25 protein-coding genes and 1 pseudogene are annotated in these 21,578 nt (G+C 34.7%); 8 read left to right on the top strand and 18 right to left on the bottom strand.

What is annotated here, in order from left to right; all coding sequences use genetic code 11:
- Positions 1-4: 4 nt before the first annotated feature.
- Positions 5-1,057 (bottom strand): YkvI family membrane protein, encoded by a 1,053-nt coding sequence (locus O7776_RS13185; RefSeq protein WP_274307497.1) that lies wholly within the window; start codon positions 1,055-1,057, stop codon positions 5-7.
- Positions 1,058-1,580: 523 nt separating this feature from the next.
- On the opposite strand from O7776_RS13185, the gene O7776_RS13190 reads away from it, so the two are divergent.
- A complete protein-coding gene (locus O7776_RS13190; RefSeq protein WP_274307498.1) occupies positions 1,581-2,027 on the top strand; it encodes a hypothetical protein in 447 nt (148 codons plus the stop codon).
- 241 nt (positions 2,028-2,268) lie between these two features.
- Here O7776_RS13190 and O7776_RS13195 read toward each other — a convergent pair whose 3' ends face one another.
- Entirely contained in the window at positions 2,269-3,147 is an 879-nt protein-coding gene (locus O7776_RS13195) for a LysR family transcriptional regulator (RefSeq protein ID WP_274307499.1), read from the bottom strand.
- A gap of 117 nt (positions 3,148-3,264) precedes the next feature.
- On the opposite strand from O7776_RS13195, the gene hutG reads away from it, so the two are divergent.
- On the top strand, positions 3,265-4,194 hold the full coding sequence (gene hutG, locus O7776_RS13200) for a formimidoylglutamase (protein WP_274307500.1): 930 nt from the start codon (positions 3,265-3,267) through the stop codon (positions 4,192-4,194).
- 14 nt (positions 4,195-4,208) lie between these two features.
- A complete protein-coding gene (gene gltS / locus O7776_RS13205) occupies positions 4,209-5,393 on the top strand; it encodes a sodium/glutamate symporter (RefSeq protein ID WP_274310506.1) in 1,185 nt (394 codons plus the stop codon).
- Positions 5,394-5,589: 196 nt separating this feature from the next.
- Here gltS and O7776_RS13210 read toward each other — a convergent pair whose 3' ends face one another.
- The 5 genes from O7776_RS13210 to O7776_RS13230 all read right to left on the bottom strand — a co-directional run bounded on the left by O7776_RS13210 (position 5,590) and on the right by O7776_RS13230 (position 11,365).
- Entirely contained in the window at positions 5,590-6,855 is a 1,266-nt protein-coding gene (locus O7776_RS13210; protein ID WP_274307501.1) for an MFS transporter, read from the bottom strand.
- 390 nt (positions 6,856-7,245) lie between these two features.
- A complete protein-coding gene (locus O7776_RS13215) occupies positions 7,246-7,950 on the bottom strand; it encodes a LutC/YkgG family protein (RefSeq protein WP_274307502.1) in 705 nt (234 codons plus the stop codon).
- Entirely contained in the window at positions 7,947-9,374 is a 1,428-nt protein-coding gene (locus O7776_RS13220; RefSeq protein ID WP_274307503.1) for a LutB/LldF family L-lactate oxidation iron-sulfur protein, read from the bottom strand. Before O7776_RS13220 ends, O7776_RS13215 begins: the two co-directional genes overlap by 4 nt.
- 11 nt (positions 9,375-9,385) lie before the next feature.
- Entirely contained in the window at positions 9,386-10,102 is a 717-nt protein-coding gene (locus tag O7776_RS13225) for a (Fe-S)-binding protein (RefSeq protein WP_274307504.1), read from the bottom strand.
- Between the two features lie 540 nt (positions 10,103-10,642).
- The gene (locus O7776_RS13230) at positions 10,643-11,365 is read right to left on the bottom strand and encodes a FadR/GntR family transcriptional regulator (protein ID WP_274307505.1); all 723 of its coding nucleotides are present in this window, start codon (positions 11,363-11,365) and stop codon (positions 10,643-10,645) included.
- A 445-nt stretch (positions 11,366-11,810) separates the two neighbouring features.
- Between O7776_RS13230 and O7776_RS13235 the strand changes: the two are divergent.
- The 3 genes and pseudogenes from O7776_RS13235 to O7776_RS13245 all read left to right on the top strand — a co-directional run.
- Positions 11,811-12,173: pseudogene (locus tag O7776_RS13235) on the top strand (biotin/lipoyl-containing protein); the annotation flags it as partial.
- A 729-nt stretch (positions 12,174-12,902) separates the two neighbouring features.
- Positions 12,903-13,082 (top strand): hypothetical protein, encoded by a 180-nt coding sequence (locus tag O7776_RS13240; RefSeq protein WP_274307506.1) that lies wholly within the window; start codon positions 12,903-12,905, stop codon positions 13,080-13,082.
- 151 nt (positions 13,083-13,233) lie between these two features.
- A complete protein-coding gene (locus tag O7776_RS13245) occupies positions 13,234-13,383 on the top strand; it encodes a transcriptional regulator (RefSeq protein WP_274307507.1) in 150 nt (49 codons plus the stop codon).
- Positions 13,384-13,447: 64 nt separating this feature from the next.
- On the opposite strand, the gene O7776_RS13250 is transcribed toward O7776_RS13245, so the two are convergent.
- The 7 genes from O7776_RS13250 to O7776_RS13280 form a co-directional block, all read right to left on the bottom strand.
- Positions 13,448-13,738 (bottom strand): hypothetical protein, encoded by a 291-nt coding sequence (locus O7776_RS13250; RefSeq protein ID WP_274307508.1) that lies wholly within the window; start codon positions 13,736-13,738, stop codon positions 13,448-13,450.
- A 263-nt stretch (positions 13,739-14,001) separates the two neighbouring features.
- On the bottom strand, positions 14,002-14,565 hold the full coding sequence (locus O7776_RS13255; protein WP_274307509.1) for a hypothetical protein: 564 nt from the start codon (positions 14,563-14,565) through the stop codon (positions 14,002-14,004).
- A 110-nt stretch (positions 14,566-14,675) separates the two neighbouring features.
- Positions 14,676-15,263, bottom strand: a complete 588-nt coding sequence (locus O7776_RS13260) for a hypothetical protein (protein WP_274307510.1) — start codon at positions 15,261-15,263, stop codon at positions 14,676-14,678.
- 108 nt (positions 15,264-15,371) lie between these two features.
- Positions 15,372-15,713 (bottom strand): type II toxin-antitoxin system HicB family antitoxin, encoded by a 342-nt coding sequence (locus O7776_RS13265; protein WP_274307511.1) that lies wholly within the window; start codon positions 15,711-15,713, stop codon positions 15,372-15,374.
- A 93-nt stretch (positions 15,714-15,806) separates the two neighbouring features.
- On the bottom strand, positions 15,807-15,986 hold the full coding sequence (locus tag O7776_RS13270) for a hypothetical protein (RefSeq protein WP_274307512.1): 180 nt from the start codon (positions 15,984-15,986) through the stop codon (positions 15,807-15,809).
- 80 nt (positions 15,987-16,066) lie between these two features.
- Positions 16,067-16,567: a hypothetical protein gene (locus tag O7776_RS13275; protein WP_274307513.1), complete on the bottom strand. Its 501-nt coding sequence runs from the start codon at positions 16,565-16,567 to the stop codon at positions 16,067-16,069.
- 240 nt (positions 16,568-16,807) lie between these two features.
- Positions 16,808-17,104 (bottom strand): hypothetical protein, encoded by a 297-nt coding sequence (locus O7776_RS13280; protein ID WP_274307514.1) that lies wholly within the window; start codon positions 17,102-17,104, stop codon positions 16,808-16,810.
- Between the two features lie 367 nt (positions 17,105-17,471).
- Between O7776_RS13280 and O7776_RS13285 the strand changes: the two genes are divergently transcribed.
- A complete protein-coding gene (locus tag O7776_RS13285) occupies positions 17,472-17,714 on the top strand; it encodes a hypothetical protein (RefSeq protein WP_274307515.1) in 243 nt (80 codons plus the stop codon).
- A gap of 109 nt (positions 17,715-17,823) precedes the next feature.
- Here the strand turns inward: O7776_RS13285 and O7776_RS13290 are convergent, their stop codons facing one another.
- From O7776_RS13290 to O7776_RS13305, 4 genes are all read right to left on the bottom strand, one after another.
- Entirely contained in the window at positions 17,824-18,495 is a 672-nt protein-coding gene (locus O7776_RS13290; RefSeq protein WP_274307516.1) for a hypothetical protein, read from the bottom strand.
- 362 nt (positions 18,496-18,857) lie between these two features.
- Positions 18,858-19,277: a DUF722 domain-containing protein gene (locus O7776_RS13295; protein WP_274307517.1), complete on the bottom strand. Its 420-nt coding sequence runs from the start codon at positions 19,275-19,277 to the stop codon at positions 18,858-18,860.
- Positions 19,278-19,423: 146 nt separating this feature from the next.
- Complete coding sequence (locus tag O7776_RS13300; protein ID WP_274307518.1) at positions 19,424-19,732, bottom strand: MazG-like family protein; 309 nt, start codon at positions 19,730-19,732, stop codon at positions 19,424-19,426.
- Between the two features lie 46 nt (positions 19,733-19,778).
- Entirely contained in the window at positions 19,779-20,348 is a 570-nt protein-coding gene (locus O7776_RS13305) for a hypothetical protein (RefSeq protein WP_274307519.1), read from the bottom strand.
- 30 nt (positions 20,349-20,378) lie between these two features.
- Here O7776_RS13305 and O7776_RS13310 point away from each other — a divergent pair, with 30 nt between their 5' ends.
- Positions 20,379-21,545, top strand: a complete 1,167-nt coding sequence (locus tag O7776_RS13310) for a tyrosine-type recombinase/integrase (RefSeq protein WP_274307520.1) — start codon at positions 20,379-20,381, stop codon at positions 21,543-21,545.
- Positions 21,546-21,578: the final 33 nt, after the last annotated feature.

Raw genomic sequence — 21,578 nt, forward strand, 5'->3', positions numbered from 1 at the left:
AAAATTATGCCAATCTTTTTGGTTGACGAATCCATGCAATAATTATAGCTATTATTAAAGCGAATCCTAAATAACCCATTGTTGAATATACTTTACCAACCAATGTTGTAAAACCTACTAAGCTTGCAAAAAAACCAAGTAACCCTACGAAAATAACAGTAGGTTTAAATTTCTTGCTTTCTGGTGCGACAAATCGAACTGTAAACGCAAAAAACATCCCAACTGCTGTATTGTACATCATACCCAGAAGTGCGAATGCCATTAGAAGACCGACTACCGGATGAATGTTATTTGCTAATTCAAGTGTTGGCATATCCACTTCAGCGATAACATCCAATTTAACAAACATTGTTAAGTTGATTAAAATGATTAGAACCCCAAGCATAACACCACCGAAAACACCGCCAATACCAGCTACTTTACGCTTTTTTACTGTTCCCCCCAATACAATGAGCATCGCGGCACCTGTTGCAAGGTTATACGAAACATAAAGCAAAGCACTGACGATCCAGTTAGACGCAGCAGAAGATTGTATTTGTGCCAGTTCATTTGCCTGTGAGATGGAAAGTTCCATTGTAAATAATGAATAAATTAATATAACAAAAATGATGACCATAAAGTAGGGTGTGAGTAAGGCGATAACATTAATGATATTTTTCACATTTAAAAACAGCGTAAAAATCGTTGCAACTACCATTATGACACTGCCAATCCTCGGGTCCATACCAAACATTTGCTGAAATGTAGACCCCGCACCAGCAAACATAACAACGGCTACACCAAATAAGATGAACGTAATTAATAAGTCTAAAACAAATCCAATATACCGTCCACCTATGTAGTACATTACATCTTTGTGCGATGTTGTTTGTAAATCCGAGCCTAGCTGTGCAAGCGTCATTCCTAATAAGGCAAAGGCAATCGTCGCAATAATCGCACCAATGAACCCTTTAAGACCGAAGCTGGTAAAAAACTGCAAAATTTCTTGTCCAGATGCAAAGCCGGCACCAACAACCATCCCTACAAATGCGCCACCTATTTGCATACTCTTTTTCATCTATTCACCTACTAGGTTTTTTAAAATATTCAGAATTGTATTTTCAAAGTAATCCTTAAATACCTTATTCGATACTTAAAGATTGTATACCATTATCGATACGTTTTTTTCTCAACCGTATATGAATTCTATTGTCTCTACATTTATGAATTTTTACCGTCAAAAGCACCAACTACAATGCCTCCATTTTTTAAAACGGTTAACGTTTGGTGCATCGAAATGGGATTGACTCCCCCAGACGAGTTTCTCTAGCAGCTGTACTTGTTCCATTTCTTGTAATGTTGTTAATTCTTTAATGATCAAGCGTTTTCGCTTACTTTTCATAGAGAATAAAGCATAAAAAAGGTAGTAATTTCGCTTAGTTATCCGATTTTAAATTTTTAGTCTAAGAACTTTTGCTGTTCTTTCAAACAAAAGATTAACGGTGTTAAATGGAATTTGTAGTTAACCAGGCTAATTCCCACTATGACTTTCTTTTTTTCACATAACTTAAAAATAATACTAATGAAAGAAGGTATGCTTTTTGTATCAAAATCCGTTTGATGAAAGTCCAAATGGCCAACCATTTAATCAATTCTTTCCACCAGGATTCGGCGGTCCTGGGGCTCCACCACCTGGATTCGGTGGTCCTGGAGCTCCGCCACCTGGATTTGGAGGGCCTGGCTTTCCACCTCCCCCAATGAATCAACCACCAATGGGAGGAAATACACAAATGCCTACGGGAGCTCCCCCAAACTTTACACCAGCAATGCCGATGTCAACATCTAGATCAGGTTCATACTCTGGTTCTAGCGGGATTAGGCGATGTATTTACCGCAATACATTCATTTGGCTAAGAAACGGCAATAGCTTTTGGTTTTTCCCAACATTTGTAACTAGAAACGTCGTTTTAGGATTCCGTTGGGGAAGATTTGGCTGGCAATATAGCACAATTAATCGAGACTCGATCCTAACATTCCAATGCTTTTAGTTGGTGATTTTCAAGTGATGGGAAAGACATTGTATGATGTAACAGATTTTGTTTTCAATTAAAAAAATTACGTACCTTTTCGATATGTACGAAGAATAGCCAACTATCTGATTTTTTTCGGATAGTTGGCTTTATTACGGTTTTTTCTTAAACATTTAGGTCAATTCATTCATTCATCTCGAATTTTTGGTTGCTATTGTTTCGGTAAATTTGGCAAACCTGTCATTAGATGATTCCTACTTTAGTGCATTGTCTTGATGAACTCAAATAGCTTTAAAATACTCTTTGGGAATGTGCGATTTTTCATTGTGCATAAGTATACATTGCGATTTAAAAATTCACTTTGCACTGGACGTATTAGTAGGTTTTCTGATAAATGCTGTGTAACATAGTGCTGCGGCAAGATGGCAATACCTAACCCTTCTTCTACTAATACTTTGATCATTTCAAAGCGCTCTATTTTATATTGAATACGCGGTTTGATATTCTCTAGTTCAAATGCTTTTAAGATTTGTGCACTTGTTTGAAATTCTGTCATCCCTATTATGAGTACTTCTTCGATAAAGTCTACTAACGTTAAACTTTCCTTCATAGCAAATCGGTGGTCGTTTTTTATTAAGACAACGTACGGCTCGTTATACAATAATTCACTTTTTATTTCTATATCGACAATTTGTTGGTTTGTAATTACTCCATGAACATGTAAGCCTAATAACGCTTGACGTACGGTTTGGTTGTACAGTGTGTCAATGAGGACAATTTGATTATTTGGATATAATTTTTGATAAGCAACCATTACTTTTGAAAACCAATGATTAGCCGATTCAATCATACCTAATCGAATTTCTAACTGTTCCCCTTTCGCTAACTCTATAAGCTCCGTATTCATGACTTCATATTGTTTGATTAAATTATTAGATCGTTCATAAAATTGTTGTCCAAATTCCGTTAATCTAAATTGCTTCGTTGTTCGTTCGATAAGTGGAGCATTGATTTCTCTTTCCAATGATTTTATCGCATTGCTTAGTGAAGGCTGTGAAATATGCAACGCTTTTGCAGCCCTTGAAAAACTTTGATATTTTACAATCGCATCAAAATAATACATCTTTCTCAATTCCATTGAACTACCTCATTTATAGTTTTAAGCTATTGTATAATAAATATTTAATATTTGTTAATATAAATATTTGAAAATATAATAAATATATTATTTTTAGTTTTCAGAAAGGTGAATGTAATGTATAAAAATACAGACTATGAAGTATGGCAAGGCCGTATTGACCATCATACAGAACCAGCTTATTTTCGTTATCATCAAGTAGTGCAATTAGCAGAGACAGCCCATCAAGGAAAAATTGGTTTAGTTGGCTTTGTTTGCGATGAAGGAGTACGTCGCAACAATGGACGTGTCGGAGCTAAAGAGGCACCTCATGCATTACGCAAACAGTTAGCACCATTACCATGGCGTCATTCAATTGTTGAAAATACACTTGTTGATTTTGGGGATATTATTTGTGAAGGACATGCCTTAGAGCTTGCCCAACAAGAACTTGGCGATAAAGTTGCTGACATTTTAAAAAGCGGTAAGGCCATTGTACTTGGTGGCGGACATGAAACGTTATATGGTCAATATTTAGGAGTACGAAAAGCTGTTGGTGCTAATGCTTCCATTGGTTTACTTAATATTGATGCACATTTTGATTTGCGTTCATACGACAATCAAACTTCATCTGGTACGATGTTTAAACAAATTTTAGATGAGGATCCAGATGCACACTATTTTGTATGTGGCATTCAGCAATTTGGCAATACGACTGCATTATTCAATACAGCCGATCAATACAATGTGCAATACTTCATAGACGAGCAAATGGATTCAGCTGTGTTCCTTTCTCAATTAAATCAGTTTATGGATACGCATGATGTGTTACTGGTAACACTATGTATGGATGTCTTAAATGCCGCTGAAGCACCCGGAGTCAGCGCACCATCACCATTTGGGTTATCTGCATTAAAGGTTCGTGATATTTTACGCCGTATAGCCGCTAACAAAAAAACAGTAAGCTTCAGTATTTGTGAAGTCAATCCTTCACTTGATGAAAATCATCGAACAGCAAAATTAGGTGCTTACTTTATTAATGAAGTTATTATAAATAGTTTTGAGTAAATTACCAAAGGGGGATTTTTATGCCATTAAATCAAATTACAACATTATGCCTAGCAGTAACATTATTTTTAATTGGTTCATTTTTAATAAAAAAAGTTGGTTTTTTAAACCGTTTTTGTATACCTGCACCTGTAGTGGGGGGCTTATTATTTGCTATATTAGCAACTACGTTAAAAGGTTTAGACATTGTTGAAATAACATTAGACACTTCTCTACAATCTATCTTCATGATCACATTCTTTACTACAATTGGACTTGGAGCAAGTTTCAAACTAGTTAAGCTAGGTGGGAAACTCCTTATAATTTATTGGATTGCTTGTGGATTCTTAGCATTAATGCAAAATGTCATTGGCGTGTCTTTAGCAAAAGTCATGGATATCCATCCGTTAATCGGTGTTATGGCTGGAGCTGTTTCTATGGAAGGTGGACACGGCGCTGCTGCTGCTTATGGCGAAACAATTGAAGGGTTAGGCGTAGCATCCGCCGTATCAATCGGGATGGCTGCTGCCACATGTGGATTAGTAGCTGGTGCACTTGTTGGTGGTCCAGTTGTCCAATACTTAATTCGCAAATTCGGCTTAAAGCCAACTTCTGATGAAACAGAAGAATATGTTGAAAAAGCACAACATCCGATTACTGAAAAGTCATTTATGATACAAGTTTTCTTAATTACATTCAGTATGGCAGCAGGTACGTATGTAGGTGAATTGTTCTCTACTTTAACAGGATTTGTATTACCTGGTTATGTTGGTGCTATGTTTGTAGCTGTAATTGTTCGTAATCTTATTGACCGTATTAACCCTGAATTAATTAACATGAAAGAAATTAACTTAATCGGTGATATTTCACTTGGTATTTTCTTATCTATGGCACTAATGAGCATTAAATTATGGGAAATTGCAGATTTAGCTTTACCATTATTCATCATTATTTTAGCTCAAGTAATCTTCATTGTTCTTTTCGCCGTATTCGTTCTGTTCCGTTTACTAGGCAAAAACTACGATGCAGCTATTATGGTATCTGGTTTCCTTGGTCACGGTCTTGGTGCTACACCAAATGCAATGGCCAATATGTCAGCAGTCGTTTCAAAGTTCGGTCCATCACGTAAAGCATTCTTAATCGTTCCAATCGTAGGTGCCTTCTTAATCGACGTGTTCGGCATGCCAATTATTATTACTACAATTAACTTGTTTAAGTAGTTCGCCTCGCAAATCATAACTTAAAAACGCAAACCCATAAGTTATACGGGTTTGCGTTTTTTTTAATTTAGTAGAATGTGTAAGTATATTCTTATTGCAATTGTAAGTCACTTAAATAACGAACCATTCCGAATACCTCAGTATAATCGTATTTATCTTATCCAAATATTTGTACTAAAATCAAATAACCATATTATTAATTCCACAATCCTGCTTTTTCTAATTTCTTTTTACCCTTAAACGCTAAAAGAATAGCTCCAACATTCATGATTAACATTATAAAAATAGCATATAAAACATTTGTGTAACTGCCTGTTATTTCAAACATATAACCGTATGTTGGTATAGCAACAATACCTGCAACTGCTAATCCCATAATCGCAAGACCATAGATTCGGCTGAACTCTTTATTACCAAATAGAGCTGTTGTTAAAAGAGGCCCTAATGTTCCAAGAGATGCTACTACAAATCCATATAAACCCGTAGCAATTACAAACATCACTGGATTTTCAGGTTCTATTATAAGAATTCCTACTGGAACTAGCCCTGTAAACATAGCGGAAATCGCTGTATTCTTTACTCCTATTTTATCACTGAGAAAGCCGAAGAACAGCGCCCCAATTACAACACCAACCGACCAAGAGCCCATCGCATTACCTGCAAACTTGATATCATAGCCCAAACCCACAGCGTATGGCGCAACATGTTGATTAAAGGCAGCTATTGACGTATCAAATAAGAAAAAAATAATTAAAAAATAAAATGCACTCGACTTTTTCGCTATCGCAACTGTAACGCCACTATTTGCTGTTTTTTCAACTTGAATCGTTTCATTATGTTTAACTTCATCCATACCATATGGCTGTAAACCTTTTTGTTGAGGAGTCATTCTAATCGTTAATAACACGACTGGTATAACAACCGCCATAACGCCTAGTCCTAAAATAAAGTACGTATTTCTCCAACCTTCGCTAGCAATTAAATTTCCTGCTGCAGGTTGTAAGAAAGCCCCTAGTAAACCACCAGCTGCAACCATGATTCCCATGGCCAACCCTCTGTGCTTTTTAAACCAATTATTAATCAGTACTGGACCGGCTAATTGTGTCACTATTACCGACCCCATCGCCATTGGAATAGCAAACAGATACCAACCCCATACTGAGTTCATGAACCCAAACATTGCAAAGGAACCTGCTTCTAAAATAACAGCTACTACTAAAAGCATTCTAATATTATATTTTGCTATCAGCTTACCTGCAATTGGTAGAGAAATCATTGTTACTATTGATGCAATACTAAAGTACAATGTTAAACTTCCCATACCAATACCTAAATCTTCTGTAATTGAAGTTAAAAATAATCCACCTGTAGTCATTATGCCACCTTTAGCAGCTCCGACCATTACAATTAATCCTATTAGTACCACCCAAGCATAGTGGATTTTTTTCTGTGACTGACTCATGATGACTTCCTCATTTTCTATATTTTATTTCTAGTTTTCATATATATTATTTAGAGAATATTAATAAATATACACTTACATATATTACCATCTAATTACCACCAATTTACTCCATATATAATATGAAAAGACCTTTTATTTCCAACTAATAATTACTAAGTTACTTTTCGTAACAATAATAACCGGAGGCGTATAATGTGTCAATAATATGAACTTTTTGAAATTACGGTATCCACATGGTACATCAACTGTTCAACGAGGCAGCTAAACCACACAAAAAACGCACTCTCCAGGGGGAAATTGGAGAGTGCATTTTGCTTGTACCGATACCGTCTCTAAGGAAAAAGCGATATAGCTGTAAATAGAAAATGTTTGTGACAAGTTTCTGGGTTAGTTATCTTCAATAATAATATACGTGGCTTTTACAGGGCCGTGTACACCAACAATAAGCACCATTTCAATATCGGCAGAGTTACTCGGTCCTGTCATCATTAATATACATGAGGAAATACGCTCGCCTCGCTCGATCTGCTGATGAATACGCTGTGCCGCTTGAGTAATACGTGGCACAATCGTACTTTTAGGAATAAGTACAATTACATTTTTAGGTAGGAAATTCATCGTGCGACCGTTATGCTTATTGCTATATAATACGGCAGTTCCTGATTCAGCAAGTGTCATTTCACTAATTGTAATACTAATATTTGCTTGCTCCGCTTGACGAATGTTTTCATCAGGTTGTGCTTCATTCCATTCATAATGCGCAATGTTTTGACTAGCCCATGCAATCATTGTTTCGGTTAGACCAAATGCTGCAAAGCGTTCATCTTTAGGTGTAATAATCGATCGTCCACCGTTTTCCTCTACGACATTTTGTAGTACGGTTGGTAGCTCAGCTGTATTCGTTACAAGGCAGGTTGTATGGATATTTTTACATTGCTCTTTTAGTACTTCGACTAGATCATCACTTGACGCGTCTTTTAACATATCGTGCTGTGGCTGAAATTTCCAGATAGGACGCTTTACAGCAGTGCGCACAGGACGATTTAATTGGCGCGCAATATTTTCTAAAAACGCTTCACGTTGTTGAATCATTGCGAATCTCCTTTCTGACGCTTCTTCAGCCAATCACGGAAACTTTCCTTATTGGGTGCAGGGAAATCACGTTCTTCAGTCCATGCCTTTAGCGGTCCAGGTCCTTTCGAAATTTTTCCATTCTTAACAAATGGCGACATAGCTGGAGAAGCAACCTTAGTCGCTACGTTAAATAACGAAGACGTAGAGGCACCATAGCCAAATGCTTTCATAATCAGCCGTTCCGAAATGGGTGCTTTTCCTTCAGTTTCAACAATTTTTTGACGATGCTTATGCAGTAATTCGTGCAGTGGAATTTTGACAGGACATACTTCTGTACAAGCACCACATAATGTTGAAGCATAAGGTAATTCTTTGAAATCATCATAGCCACCTAATAATGGTGATAATACAGCTCCAATAGGTCCCGAATAAATCGAGCCATAGCTATGCCCTCCTACATGACGGTATACAGGACAAGCATTGACACAAGCAGCGCAGCGAATACATTGCAGAACAGACTGGAATTCAGTACCTAAAATTTGTGATCGACCATTATCAACGATTACTAAATGGAACTCTTCTGGTCCATCTGTATCACCTTCATCTTTTATACCTGTTAACGTTGTAATATAGCTAGTAAGCTTTTGGCCAACTGCACTACGTGTTAATAGGCTTACTAATACTTCCATTTCTTCAAAAGTAGGCACAATACGCTCCATTCCCATCACGCTAATTAGCGTTTTTGGTAAAGCAGCAACCAAATCTGCATTGCCTTCATTTGTCACAAGTGTTACGGAGCCACTTTCTGCAATTGCAAAATTACAGCCAGTAATGCCAATCTCTGCGGTCAAATATTCTTGGCGTAGCTTTTCGCGCACAAATAATGCCATTTCTTCGGGTTGATTTGATTTATCATACCCAATCTTTTTAGCGAAAATATCACGAATTTGATCACGATTTTTATGCAATGGTGGCACGATTATATGCGATGGTGGCTCATGGTCATTTAACTGTAAAATATATTCCCCTAAATCTGTTTCAATTACTTCACAGCCAGCTTCCTCTAATGCTGCGTTTAAATGAATTTCCTCAGTTACCATTGATTTTGCCTTGACGATTTTTTTCGCTTGTTTATCAATTGCAATTTGTTGAATATAACGTGACGCGTCTTCTGCTGTTTGGGCAAAATATACATGCCCACCACGCTTTTGTACATTTTCACTTAATTCATATAAGTAAGCATCTAAATTTTCGAGCACATGCTGGCGAATTTCTTCTCCATGTGAACGCCAGTCTTCCCAATTGCCAATCTCATCTACCTGTAACTGTCTACGTGTTTGGAAACGTTGTTGTGCGCCAGAAACGGCACTACGCATAAATGTATTCGTTAAATTTGATGATACGCGGTCCTTAAATGGATCATGACTCGTTTTCATCGCCATAGAAAATCCCCCTATCTACAATTTAATACTTCTGCAATATGCATCACACGTATAGGCTTTCCTTTACGTTCAATACGACCGCCAATATTCAATAAACAGCCTGCGTCCGCACCAATTAAAATATCCGCTTCGGTTTCTTCGACATTACACACTTTTTCTTCAACCATTTGTCCAGAAATATTACCCATTTTCACTGCAAATGTACCACCAAAGCCACAACAGCGTTCCTTACCAGGTAACTCGACAAATTCAAGCCCCTCGACGTGCTTTAGTAAGGTCATTGGTGGTGTCTTAATACCTAATAAGCGTGTCATATGGCAAGATGTATGGAAAGTAGCTTTTCCTGTAAGGCGAGCACCAACGTTTTCAACTTTTAAAACGTTGACGATAAAATCAGTTAATTCATATGTTTTGTCAGCTAATTGCTGTGCTCGGTTCTCCCATTGAGGATCATCTTTAAAAATATGTGGATACTCCTTAAACATATACGCACATGATCCTGCTGGTGTTACAACATACTCCGCTTTCTCAAAAGCGTTAATCATATTTTGCATAGTTTTTTTAGATTGCTCAACATAACCGCTATTGTAAGCAGGCTGCCCGCAGCAAACTTGGCTTGTTGGAAATTCAATTTCACAGCCTAAACGCTCCAGTAGTTCAACTGTGGCTTTTCCAACATCTCCTTGGAACATTTCGACTAAACAAGTTGCAAATAATGTTACTTTCATCGTTTTCCGCCGTCACTTTAGACGATGCGGTTCCCCCCTTTTCGTTGTAAATATCATGTTTATACTGTTACGAACTATTTTCAGAACATTTAAACAACAGGTCATCAGATGATTTGAATATTATCACAATTTAAAAAAATCCGCTATATGTTTTTTTCGACAATATGTAGGTTAAAAATTAGAACGTTATACATATACAAAGGTGTAGTAAATAATCGCCTGTTAAGATAATTGAATTATAAAAATATTATGAATTTAAATTTCAAAAAAGCATTTCTCGCTAATTAAAACGAAAGGATGTCGCAACTTTGTGGGGTTCATTAAATATTTTATTCTTTGATCTCCACCCCAAAAAAATAAACAAAGCCATATTGACTTTGTTTATTTTCTTGCAGCAATTACGCCTAAGATAAATAGCGAGTACACTTATAAATGCTTTAAAAAAAGTTACCATGAGTTTCCCCCACTTATTGAAGTAGAGGTTTTCTGTACCTGTCTCATTGCAAATGGTACAGAAAGTATTTGCTGAAGCAAGCTAAATTAATACATCGTTTCTTCTATATATGTTATTAACGCATTTTCTACATTACTTAAATGAGAAAACATTGCTAGTTCAGCAAGATTGGTATTTTGTTGCTTAATTGCTAAAAAGATTTGCATATGCTCATCGTATAGCTGCTCGCTCGCGGTTTTGCTAGAGAACAATAACAAACGTCTTGTGGCACGCATAGTATCAAGCATTAAGTCTGATACTTGAGCTAATAAATTTACAAGTAGTGGATTTTGCGAAGCAGCTGCAATCGTCGCGTGAAATTCAAAATCCACCTGCTCTCCTAATTCGCCGTCACCTTGTACTTCTTTCATTTTTTGCAAAATTTGCTCAAGCTTTTGAATATCATCTTGAGAACGATGCTTGGCTGCGCTTACAGCTGTACCAACTTCAATAATTTTTCGAAGCTCTAGCAAGTGAGGTATGCTATCACGATTTGAAACAATTGTTTTCGATAGCGGTAAGTGTAGGTTTTCTTCGCTAAATTGTTTTACAAATGTGCCAGAGCCTTGTTTAATTTCAATTAGCCCCATCGCATTTAGAGCTGATAGTGCTTCGCGAATAGCAGAACGACTAACTGCAAACTGCTCAGCTAAATGCTCAACAGAATCTAAACGATCACCTGGCTGTAGTTTTCCACTAGTTATTTTTTCATGAAGTACCTCGAAAACTTCTTCATACTTCTTTCTTGTTATGACTTTATTATATTGCAATAAAAGACACCTCATTTTACATGCGTTTAGTAATTATTATACAGATTAACGAATAGAAAAACACTTTTTGAACTAAATCGCGTAAAATGATAATTTTTCTCTTGTTGATTTCCATTAAGAATATTTACTTTCCAATTCACACAAAAATACCAGCTTAAATAAATCTAGTAAGAAATGCAGTAAACACATAACTTTATAACACATTAGTTTAAATAAAATAATCATGTTTAAATTTGCTATGAATTAAACAATAACGACGAAAATATAGTTTTTCCCCCATAATATTATTTAGCAAACATTTTTAAAACAAAAAATATATTGAATTTTAGAAAAACCACCTTTTTAATCGGTTCATAAGTCATCAGATGATCTAACATTTTGATGGCGTACTTACTTTGATTATTACATATTGGAGGAATAAAACTTTATGGCAGTAGGAGGAAGTTTAGTTAAGCTTGTTTCGATTGGTGAACCCCAACACAATGGGACACGCACATTGTACTTTGAACTAAATGGACAATCTCGTGAAATTTCCAATCAAGGAATGGCCGTTGAAGTGGAAGGCAAGGTTGCACAAAAAGCTGATCCAACGAATCCAAACGAAATTGGCGCTACATTGTCAGGGACTGTTTTAAAGGTAGTTGTTTCTAAAGGAAGTTTCGTGAAGCTTGGTGACCATTTAACGATTAATGAAGCAATGAAAATGGAAACAACAGTACAAGCAACTAATGACGGCATCGTGAAGGAAATTCATGTAGTTGCAGGTGATACCATTTCAACAGGTAATTTATTAATCGAATTAATGTAAAGCTTGCTATGTATGAAGTACTTCTAATAACTCCATTAGATTTCATTAGCGCTTTAACATCCCCCTTACTCTATTAATAAGTTTACGAGATGGTTTGATTCAAATAAAGCATACTAAAAAAATAAGAATCATTAAATCAAACATTCTAGCAATTAATAGACGTAATTGTTTACAGCGTTCACTTTGAATAACAAGAATTTCAATATTATCTACGTTTTTAGAGGTAAATATGGAAATGGCATCTTAGTTTTTTGAAAAACCGGCTTTTCCATTACTTTTACTCCCTCTCCTTCTAAATGCGAGAAACGTTTAAATTTATAGACTGCTAGCTATTGATTATAACTAGCGCAATTGCACTGGATTTTATAAAAATGGAGAATGACCAATTCCACGATTAGTCATCCCCCATACTGTTCATCTATACAATTACTTTAACTGCTATTTGAAACTACTTCGTATCATCCATCTTCAGTACCGCCATAAATGCTTCTTGAAGTATATCTAGATTAAAGTAGATTTTTTTGCATTTTTTTATATCCAACAAACCTTTTATTATCAATGGTTTGTTGGATTATTTTTACCTTATTATATTTTTGGCTAACCGCTAATATATCACGTTTATCCGCTGAATTCGGTGGCATGTAGGTGGCTAAATATAGCACTAAGACCACTCATGTTCAAAGTATATTTTATTAATTAAGTTAAATAATATCTTTAGGAGGTGTCGAAATGAAAAGGGATAGAAAAGATACAGAATTTGCAACAGACTTGCCAACAAAACAATCATTTTCTAGTGGAGCAGACTCCAGTAATATTAAAAAACCTAGTGAGCGTGATGGACATACTGAAACCCCTCGCCCACCTGGAGACGTTAGGAATTCGAAACAAAGCAAATCGACTTCGTTATGATCTAATACTATTTAGCGTTTTATCTTTTTTGACCACCCATCACGGAGTGGTCTTTTTATAGTTTAATCAGCTAAAGCACCCTGACTTCAGTACTATAATGTTTACCTTTTGTTTACCTTAATTTTAAGACCCCTCCATAACAGTTAAGGAATTGGCGGAGAAATTACAAACATCACAGTCGAATTTATCCAATAAGTTGAAACGCGATAATTTTAGCGAGAAGGAATTAGAAGAAATTGCGGAAGTATGTAATGCTAAAGTGGAAATTAACTTTGTGTTAGAAGATGGAACTAAAATTTAATATGTAGAAGGAAAAAGAAAATGAATGCATTAGAAAAAGCCGTAAAAGAATTATTGGAAGTTGGTTATACAACTGAGGAAATTAGAAAAACACTAGAAGAAATGACTAAAGAATCAAATAATCCTACAAATGTTAATACAGACGACATATAAAGTTGTCTGTCTTTCTTTTTGCCTTTTATGGTAAAACATTGCAATACCAAACTGAAGAACATTGGCAACTCATCGTCCATTGCATCAATCTCATCCAACTCATCAGCTAATGCCTCTGCATGTTTAGCAATTGCAAGTAATTTTAATTGCATTTTGTCTGTGTTCAAATCAACTGAAATAGATAATGGTTTACGTTCTGTCATTTCCTCTTCACCTTCCCATTCACTTTCTTGTACGTCTGCCGATTAACGCCTATTAACTCACGTAAATCTGCATCTGATAATTGTTCTTTAGTTTGTTAGATGGACTATGAACAACAGGTTCCTTTGCGTTTAATAACCGTCGTGTATCATTTTAAATCAAATATTTTCATGTGCTCACCGCCTTCCATAGATGAATTTAGGGCATAATAATAAGCCACTCAAAGAAAATGAGTGACTTAAAAAATAATTAAGATTAAATAAAATTATTTTTGAATATATTCATGAAACGTTTTTTCGCCCACGGTTTTATCAACAATACTAACCAAAGCATTTAATTCCTCTTGGATAGTTTTAGCTTGTATTAAAGTAACCTCTTGTAAATCACCAATTAATTGGTCTAGCCTATCAAAATTTGTTATCTCAACACTTTCCCCTGATTCAGTAGCAAGACGAGTGACTAAACCGTTCATTGGATAATAATCTGTTAATTCAGTAGAATCTTGACTAAATCCAGAATAATAAATATTCCCATCCTCATCTAAACCACCAATTAAAATATTCATTTCATTTTTTACTTTTCCATTACCTAACTCTTTGAACATTGAATGCGCTAATGCCCTTGCGTTTCTTGTATCAAATTTATTAATACTTACTAATAAAATTTGCGAAACATTATAATTACCACCCACAGCTAAAATAGCATTATTTACTTTGATAACTTTTCGATAGTTTTCACGTACACTATTATTGGTCTCAACCTCACTTACTCTTCCATCACTCATAAATGAAATAAATTTGTCAGTCGCGATAAAACTTATTAAAGTCATTTGTATCCCCTCCATACTAATCATAATGTGAACGGAAATGATTGTCTGTAATACAATTTTGATATAATAAAAAGCCACATCTTTTTAGATGTAGCATGATTAGATTGATTCTATTCACCTATTAATTCAGTCAACTTTTTACACTCAGTTTTCAAATCTGCGATAGTTGTAGCCATAGCTGTATTTATACTTTCAAAGGGATAAAGTGAACCAAGGGCTCTATTTTGTTCAAGTTTTTTGAGTGAACTAAAAAGTCTTCTTATTACTTGATAAGTTTTTAGGTTTACATTTGCGGACTTCCGGAGTAAACCATCTTTCTCGAGGTATTCGATAATGTAGTTGATTCTCTCCCTATAATGACTGTTTAAAGCACTTTTTGATTGTTCCTTAAGGAAGCTTTTGAGTAATAATTCGTTTTGTCTTTCCATTATAAATATTATATCTTCAATATCTAATAACTTTTGGGGTAAAGAATCTTGTATTTGTTTTTCTTTTGAATCTTTTATCGTTATTCTTACACCAATTAAAGTTAACGCACCTGAAATTGTTCCACCTAATATCGCTCCAACAAGGCTAATACCCTCTGCGATGATAGCTGTATTATCTAGAAAAGCCCATTGCAATATTTTTAACCAAAATAACGGTAATGCAATTATAATTAAAATTCCAAAACTTAAAAATAAAATAAACTGCTTCATAATATTCCCTCCTCACTTATCATAGTGTGAATGGAATGATATGTCACTACTTGAAATATGAAGCATAATAAAAAGCCACGCTCAATTGAACGTGACTCTCATATTATTTTATTTCGAAAGCTTATAAACAATATATTGATTTAACGATACACCTTCAGATTCTGCTTCCTGTGCCAGATGTTTATGCAACGTTTTAGGAACACGTACGTTAAATTTCCCGCTATAGTCTTGGTCAACTGGTTCAGGTATTGGATCGCTGAACCCTAATTTAATTTCGATGTGGTCACGTAAAACCTTCTCTAAATCTGTATAAGCCTCTTGAATCGTATCAGCTGGCGTATGACACCCATCTAACTCTTTAACATTTGCCCAATAGCCCGATTCAGTTTTACGCACTTGAAATGTATACGGTAATGACAAATAATAATGTAAGTCTTTCTGATTTCCCATGTTTCACCTCTCATTCATTTAGTACCATATATAGTACCGAAAAGCAAGCGATATGGAAAACATATAATATAAAGCCACACCTAATGAACATGACTAATCTTCACGTTGTGATAAATAGTCTTCATATTCAGCACCAGCTCTCAGATCAAGATTGTAACATCGAATTACTTCTTCAACCTCTTCTTTCATCTGCAAGGCTCTCGCTTCAAAATGAGCACCTTCAATTGATTCAAGAAAGCGTTCGATTGGTTTTAAAATAGATTCAGCATCCATTTGATTCACATCCTTTTATGCATAATAAAAAGCCGCAACTCGTAGTGAGTACGACTTTTATATAATGTAATAAAGGTATCTCAGTTCAATTGTTCTTTTTTTAATTCCTTACTACTTTTTAACTCTTTAACATTTAATCCGTTTTCAAAAGTAATGATTTGTGTATCCTTCATTGATTTTATTTCAATTGCTTGAAATTCGGGCGACATAGTTTCCGTTTTAATATCAAGTGGAGCAATTATTAAATTACCACTATATGACGTAACCACAACGAAGAGTTCTTCCTTAAGCTTTAAAATCATGTATTCTTCTTTTGTTGAAGCTTTAAATTCACCCAATTTAAAGGCACCAAATATAAGAATTGAGATTAAAAACACTAAAATTGTAACCCGTTTCCATAAAGTATCTATTTTTAATTTGAAAGATATGAAATATACGATTGTATTTAAAATCGAAAAAATAACCAACGCTGCTAATAGTGTATATGATAGTGACCTAGTTAAGGTAGTTATATTTAAATCAATAAATACAATAGGTAATTTATAATACCCTTGATAACTGTATTCATAAAAAAATGCCATACCATACGAAACCCCTGTTATTAAAACTATTAACAACGCTATATCTATTTTATCTTTATCATTTTGCATTCTTTAATCGAGGAATTATTTTATCTTAATTTCTTTTATACTCTTTATCCCTCGATAACACCCCCATTCTCTCTACCTATATCATAGGATAAATGGAATGTATTGTCATTATAGAAAAATAGAACATAATAAAAAGCCACACTCGATTGAGCGAGACTTTTAAAATTAATCCTATTTTGAATCAAGCAAGTTATATTTCTTCGATACTTCCTCGATAAATAAGTTTAGATCTTTTTCGATACTTGCAGGATAGCTAAGGTTCCCATAGATATTAGCGACAGAAGAAGGTCCCCCAACATATAAACTAAAGTAAATAAATTTTTCATCTGTTTTAGTATAGTCGACTTGGTACTCTTTAAATTTTGATTTAATTTCCGAACAGGCTAAATTTATATCCTCTTTGTTCGTTGAGTATTTACTATCTCTAAAACTAAATTCAATTTCGTAATAAATTTGTTCAACAGACATATTCTCACCTCCCATTTATTTACCATTGATTCAATTGTAAATTAAAAGGGAATTTAAATAAACCGTTGTGCATATAAAACTTTCGTATTGTCTTAATAAACATATTTTGCAAGCAATCGCTCACGACTTTGATGTAAAACTCGATAATATCAATTTACATGGTTTTGTTGCGAACTTCTCTAGTGTTAATAAGTTCAGCTTTATCTTATTGTTGAACAATACAAACCGCCTATAGATTATAAAAATTGTAATTTTTCAATGTAAATTTGAATAGAATGATAAGGTCACACAGAGTTCATATTTATCATTCCTCCTAAGTTTTTTTGTTATTACCTTATATTTTAACCAATGAACTGGAGGGTAAATAATGAGCCGTTTAATAATGAACCATTTTAATATAACTTGTGCCTATATTATGAACGACCTTTATGAGTACAGAGGAACACTAAGTTGGGATGATTTATTTTGGTCTGTTCACCATGCAGTACAATATCATTCCTCGACTATTAATCGTCGTAAACATGGGAAATCTCATAGTTTTGATGAAAATGATTTCATTCTAATAAGAAATCGCATAATAGATGATCTTCTAACCTCAAAAAAATCGTAGGCTAAGCTTTAAACTGTGTGACACGAGCTACTAACTATAGTTGGTAGCTTTTTTCGTCATCAAGGTATAACAAAAAGCCACATCGTAATTGATGTGACTTTTGCTAATGTTATTTTAATATTATTAGATTTTGAATATCCTCTTTTAAAGATTCGATGAACCTTGCAATGCTACCACTTAATTCTAAATAATTTTTTTGTTGATCCTCAAGGTCTATATTTGTTCGCATAAAAGATAGTTGTTTTCCTTCCATGAAATTTATTAAATCTTCAAAATCCGATTTAAATTGCAACACTTTAGTTCCAATATCTTCTAAATCAATTGGTGTATTAAAAGACATTTCATACCTGTCAAACATTTCATACATAAGGTCCAGTGTTTCGATTTGAGTTTTTATTTTTTCAAATAATTTAATATATTGGTCATCTTTATATGGTAATCTCAAATATACAAGAATATTTCTTTTATTTTCATGACATGAAATTAGTGTTTTTTTAAATTCAAACGCCAAATCTAAAGTTTCATTTAGTTTCGCAATTTGATATTCTACCCTTCTATCACTATTTTGTTTTTCAAATTGTTTTTTCATTTGATAAGTAGCAACCATATAGGCACCTAATGCTCCGAACGCACCACCAACCATACTTAATAACCCACTAATAATAGTTGCAGTATTAGGATTTATTGAAACAGCTGATAAGAATGCATAACCGATTAAGTACATCAATACTAGTAAACTCTGTGTAATTAATACACTCCAAATACCAATAAAAACTTTCATATGTATTTCCTCCTAAATCTTACTGAATAAATAATACCATTAATTCGTAAGATTTACAGAAGCTCACAAACAATGTAGGCCTTAATTGAAATTAAGGCTTCAACACATAATAAAAGCCGCAAGCAATCGCTCACGACTTTGATATGATATTTGGTTTGTTTAAATTATGGTATGTTATCAATTTACACTGTTTTTACCTGAACTTCACTAGAGTTAAGAAGTTCACATTGTAAGTACATAATAAATTATATAGAGCCAACCGAACAGACCGTGGATAATTGCCCACAATATAGATTTATTAACGCTCCATGAAATAATCATAGCGAGCACCATACCAATACCTACACCACTAATTTCAATCTTCACAACCAACCCATCCTTTCTGCTGTTTTATCGATTAACACATTTCGCTTACGTAACACCTTATTACGGGACATGTATAATTTATCCGCTACATCTTCCCACTCATGGCAGCCTTCTTTATCCCAGTAACGCATATGCACAATGGTTTTCAAATCATCATCTATTTCTTTATATAAGCTTTCAATAATATCAATTGTTTTCTTTAAATGTTGATAACGCTCATCTTCTGCTAACACTATTGCTTTTCTTTCAGTTGGGTTGGATATTTTATTAGCTTTACCACCGCCAGTATTCCTATCTGCTTCATTATATGGATTCATCAATTCCAATTCACGAAAATGAAGAAGGCGTTTGTTTTCGCTGTGATAAATCCAAAATTCCTCAATGGTTTTATTTTGTACTGGTGATAATTTATTCATTTCTGCCCTCCACAATTACTGATGTATTTCAAAACGCACACACGTTCGTTTTAAGAGGTTAAAAAAATAAACAACACAAACATTTGTTCTTGTTATTAAAACCCCTAGAATCGAGCGCTAGGCACTAAATATACGATGTTAGTAATCTACTCCGATTGTAAATCTTCACTTTTTACGAATACACCGTCAATCATCTTTCCTGTACGTCCTTTAATTTCGTCATATGCGCAATTTAAGCATTCGTGTAAATCCATGCCGTTTTGTTGAGCAAGAATAATGAGTGTTACAACTACATCACCAATACCATCGCGTAAAGCGTTCATATCGTTACGTGCTAATGCTGCTGCAACTTCCCCAAGCTCCTCCGAACATTTCAAAAATTGCTTACTCGATTCCGCATTGTCCAATCCTTTATCGATTGACCATTGTTCTACTTGTTTGATTAATTCGTTCATTTTGTCCTCCTGGTTACTGTTTGATTTGATCATAATCTTTGAGTAACTAATCGCAAACAGCAGTATATGCTAATTCACATAAAATCCCGCATTCGCCCATTACTTCATCTTCTAAACGTCCACGTGCTGGGTCTAATTCGTCTAAGTAAACGCCTTTTATACAACTAGCACCTATATCACGCTCTAGTGCCGCCATCTCCTTAAAACGCTCTGGAAAATGCTTTCGAATCATATTCCAGTAGCCCATGCCGCCTTTAACGCAACCAACGCAATTATTATTACGGAAACCTAACTCATACATTGCTGGTCGTTTAACTACCAAACGGTCTAATAAGCCATGCACTTCATCTTTTGTTAGCATAGAGTCAATCAAAGGAAATACATGATCGTGCTCTGGATAAGTGCTATCTAAACGTTCTGCTCGATGTCGTTCTTCGCTATCATAACCCCACACATAACGCAGTAAATCATCTTGTGTTTTCTCCCATTGTTGACGTACTTTTCTCTTTATTTCACCCGTACACGCTGCACCAGATGGGCCATTATGTGGAAGGCTATACAGTTTGCTTTGAACCGTTAGGCGTTTTAGAAATGTTTGATTATATCGAACCAGCAAAAGTTACAATTTTTGAAAGGGGCTAACAGTATGAAAGGTGGAGTACGCAAACGCGGTAACACTTGGTATTATTATTTCGATATGGGGATTGTTGACGGGAAAAGAAAGAAAATAGAACGTTCAGCAGAAGGTGCTCAAACGAAAGCGGAAGCTGAATCGGTATTGAGAAGAAAAATTTTAGAATATGAAAATGCCGGCACAGTTTTTAAACCTTCTGAAATGACACTACAGGATTTCTTAACATTTTGGCAAAAAGAATACGTAGAACTTAAATTGAAACCAAATACACAAGTTAACTACCGAATAACGATAAAAAATCACATAACTCCCCATCTCGGAAAATACAAATTGAAATCTTTAACTCCTCATGTACTACAACAATTTATGAATATAAAAGTACGTGAAGGTTTAGCTAAGCAAACATTAAGTATTATAAGAGGTATTTTAAACAAAGCTTTAAATCAAGCTGTATATCCATTTAAATATATTAACGAAAATCCTATGCGTTATGTTGAATTAATGAAAAATAAAGATCGTAAGCCTACAAAAGAAGATTTAAAAATACAACCTAAAGAAAATTTGCGTCTTTTAAATAAGAAAGTTACAGAAGATCACCCGTTCTATCTACCATTTCACATTGGACTCCATACTGGCGTTCGCGTAGGTGAATTATGTGGTCTTGAATGGAAACATGTAAATTTTGATGAAATGACACTCGAAATAGAACAGCAATTAACTATCAAGCGTATTGAAGGTAAAAATCATTGGGTAGTATCGACACCTAAATCTATATCTGGCTATCGCACTATCCCCGTCGGTAATACGCTATTAAGTATCCTGAAAAAAGCTAAAAAGCTTCAAATAGAAAATAAATTGAAATATGGGGAGTTCTATCAGCAAGATTCCAAACATGATTTTATTTGTAAAAAAGAAAATGGTGAACATTATACACCAAGCGTTATTAAGTACCATACACGTGAATTGATAAAAGGAAAATTAAAAATAGATTTCAACTATCACTCATTACGCCATACACATGCAACAATGTTAATTGAAAATGGCACACCTATAAAAACTGTACAAAAAAGATTAGGACATAGCCGTTCTGCAGTTACAGAAGATCGCTATGTCCATTTAACTCAAAAGATGGCGAGAGATGCTGCCGATATTTTCGAGTCCATTGCTAAAGATTTATGAGTTGTTACTGGCATAAATCAAAAGCGGTGGCAT

Origin of the sequence: Solibacillus daqui, assembly GCF_028747805.1 — a bacterium.
Lineage (GTDB): Bacteria > Bacillota > Bacilli > Bacillales_A > Planococcaceae > Solibacillus > Solibacillus daqui.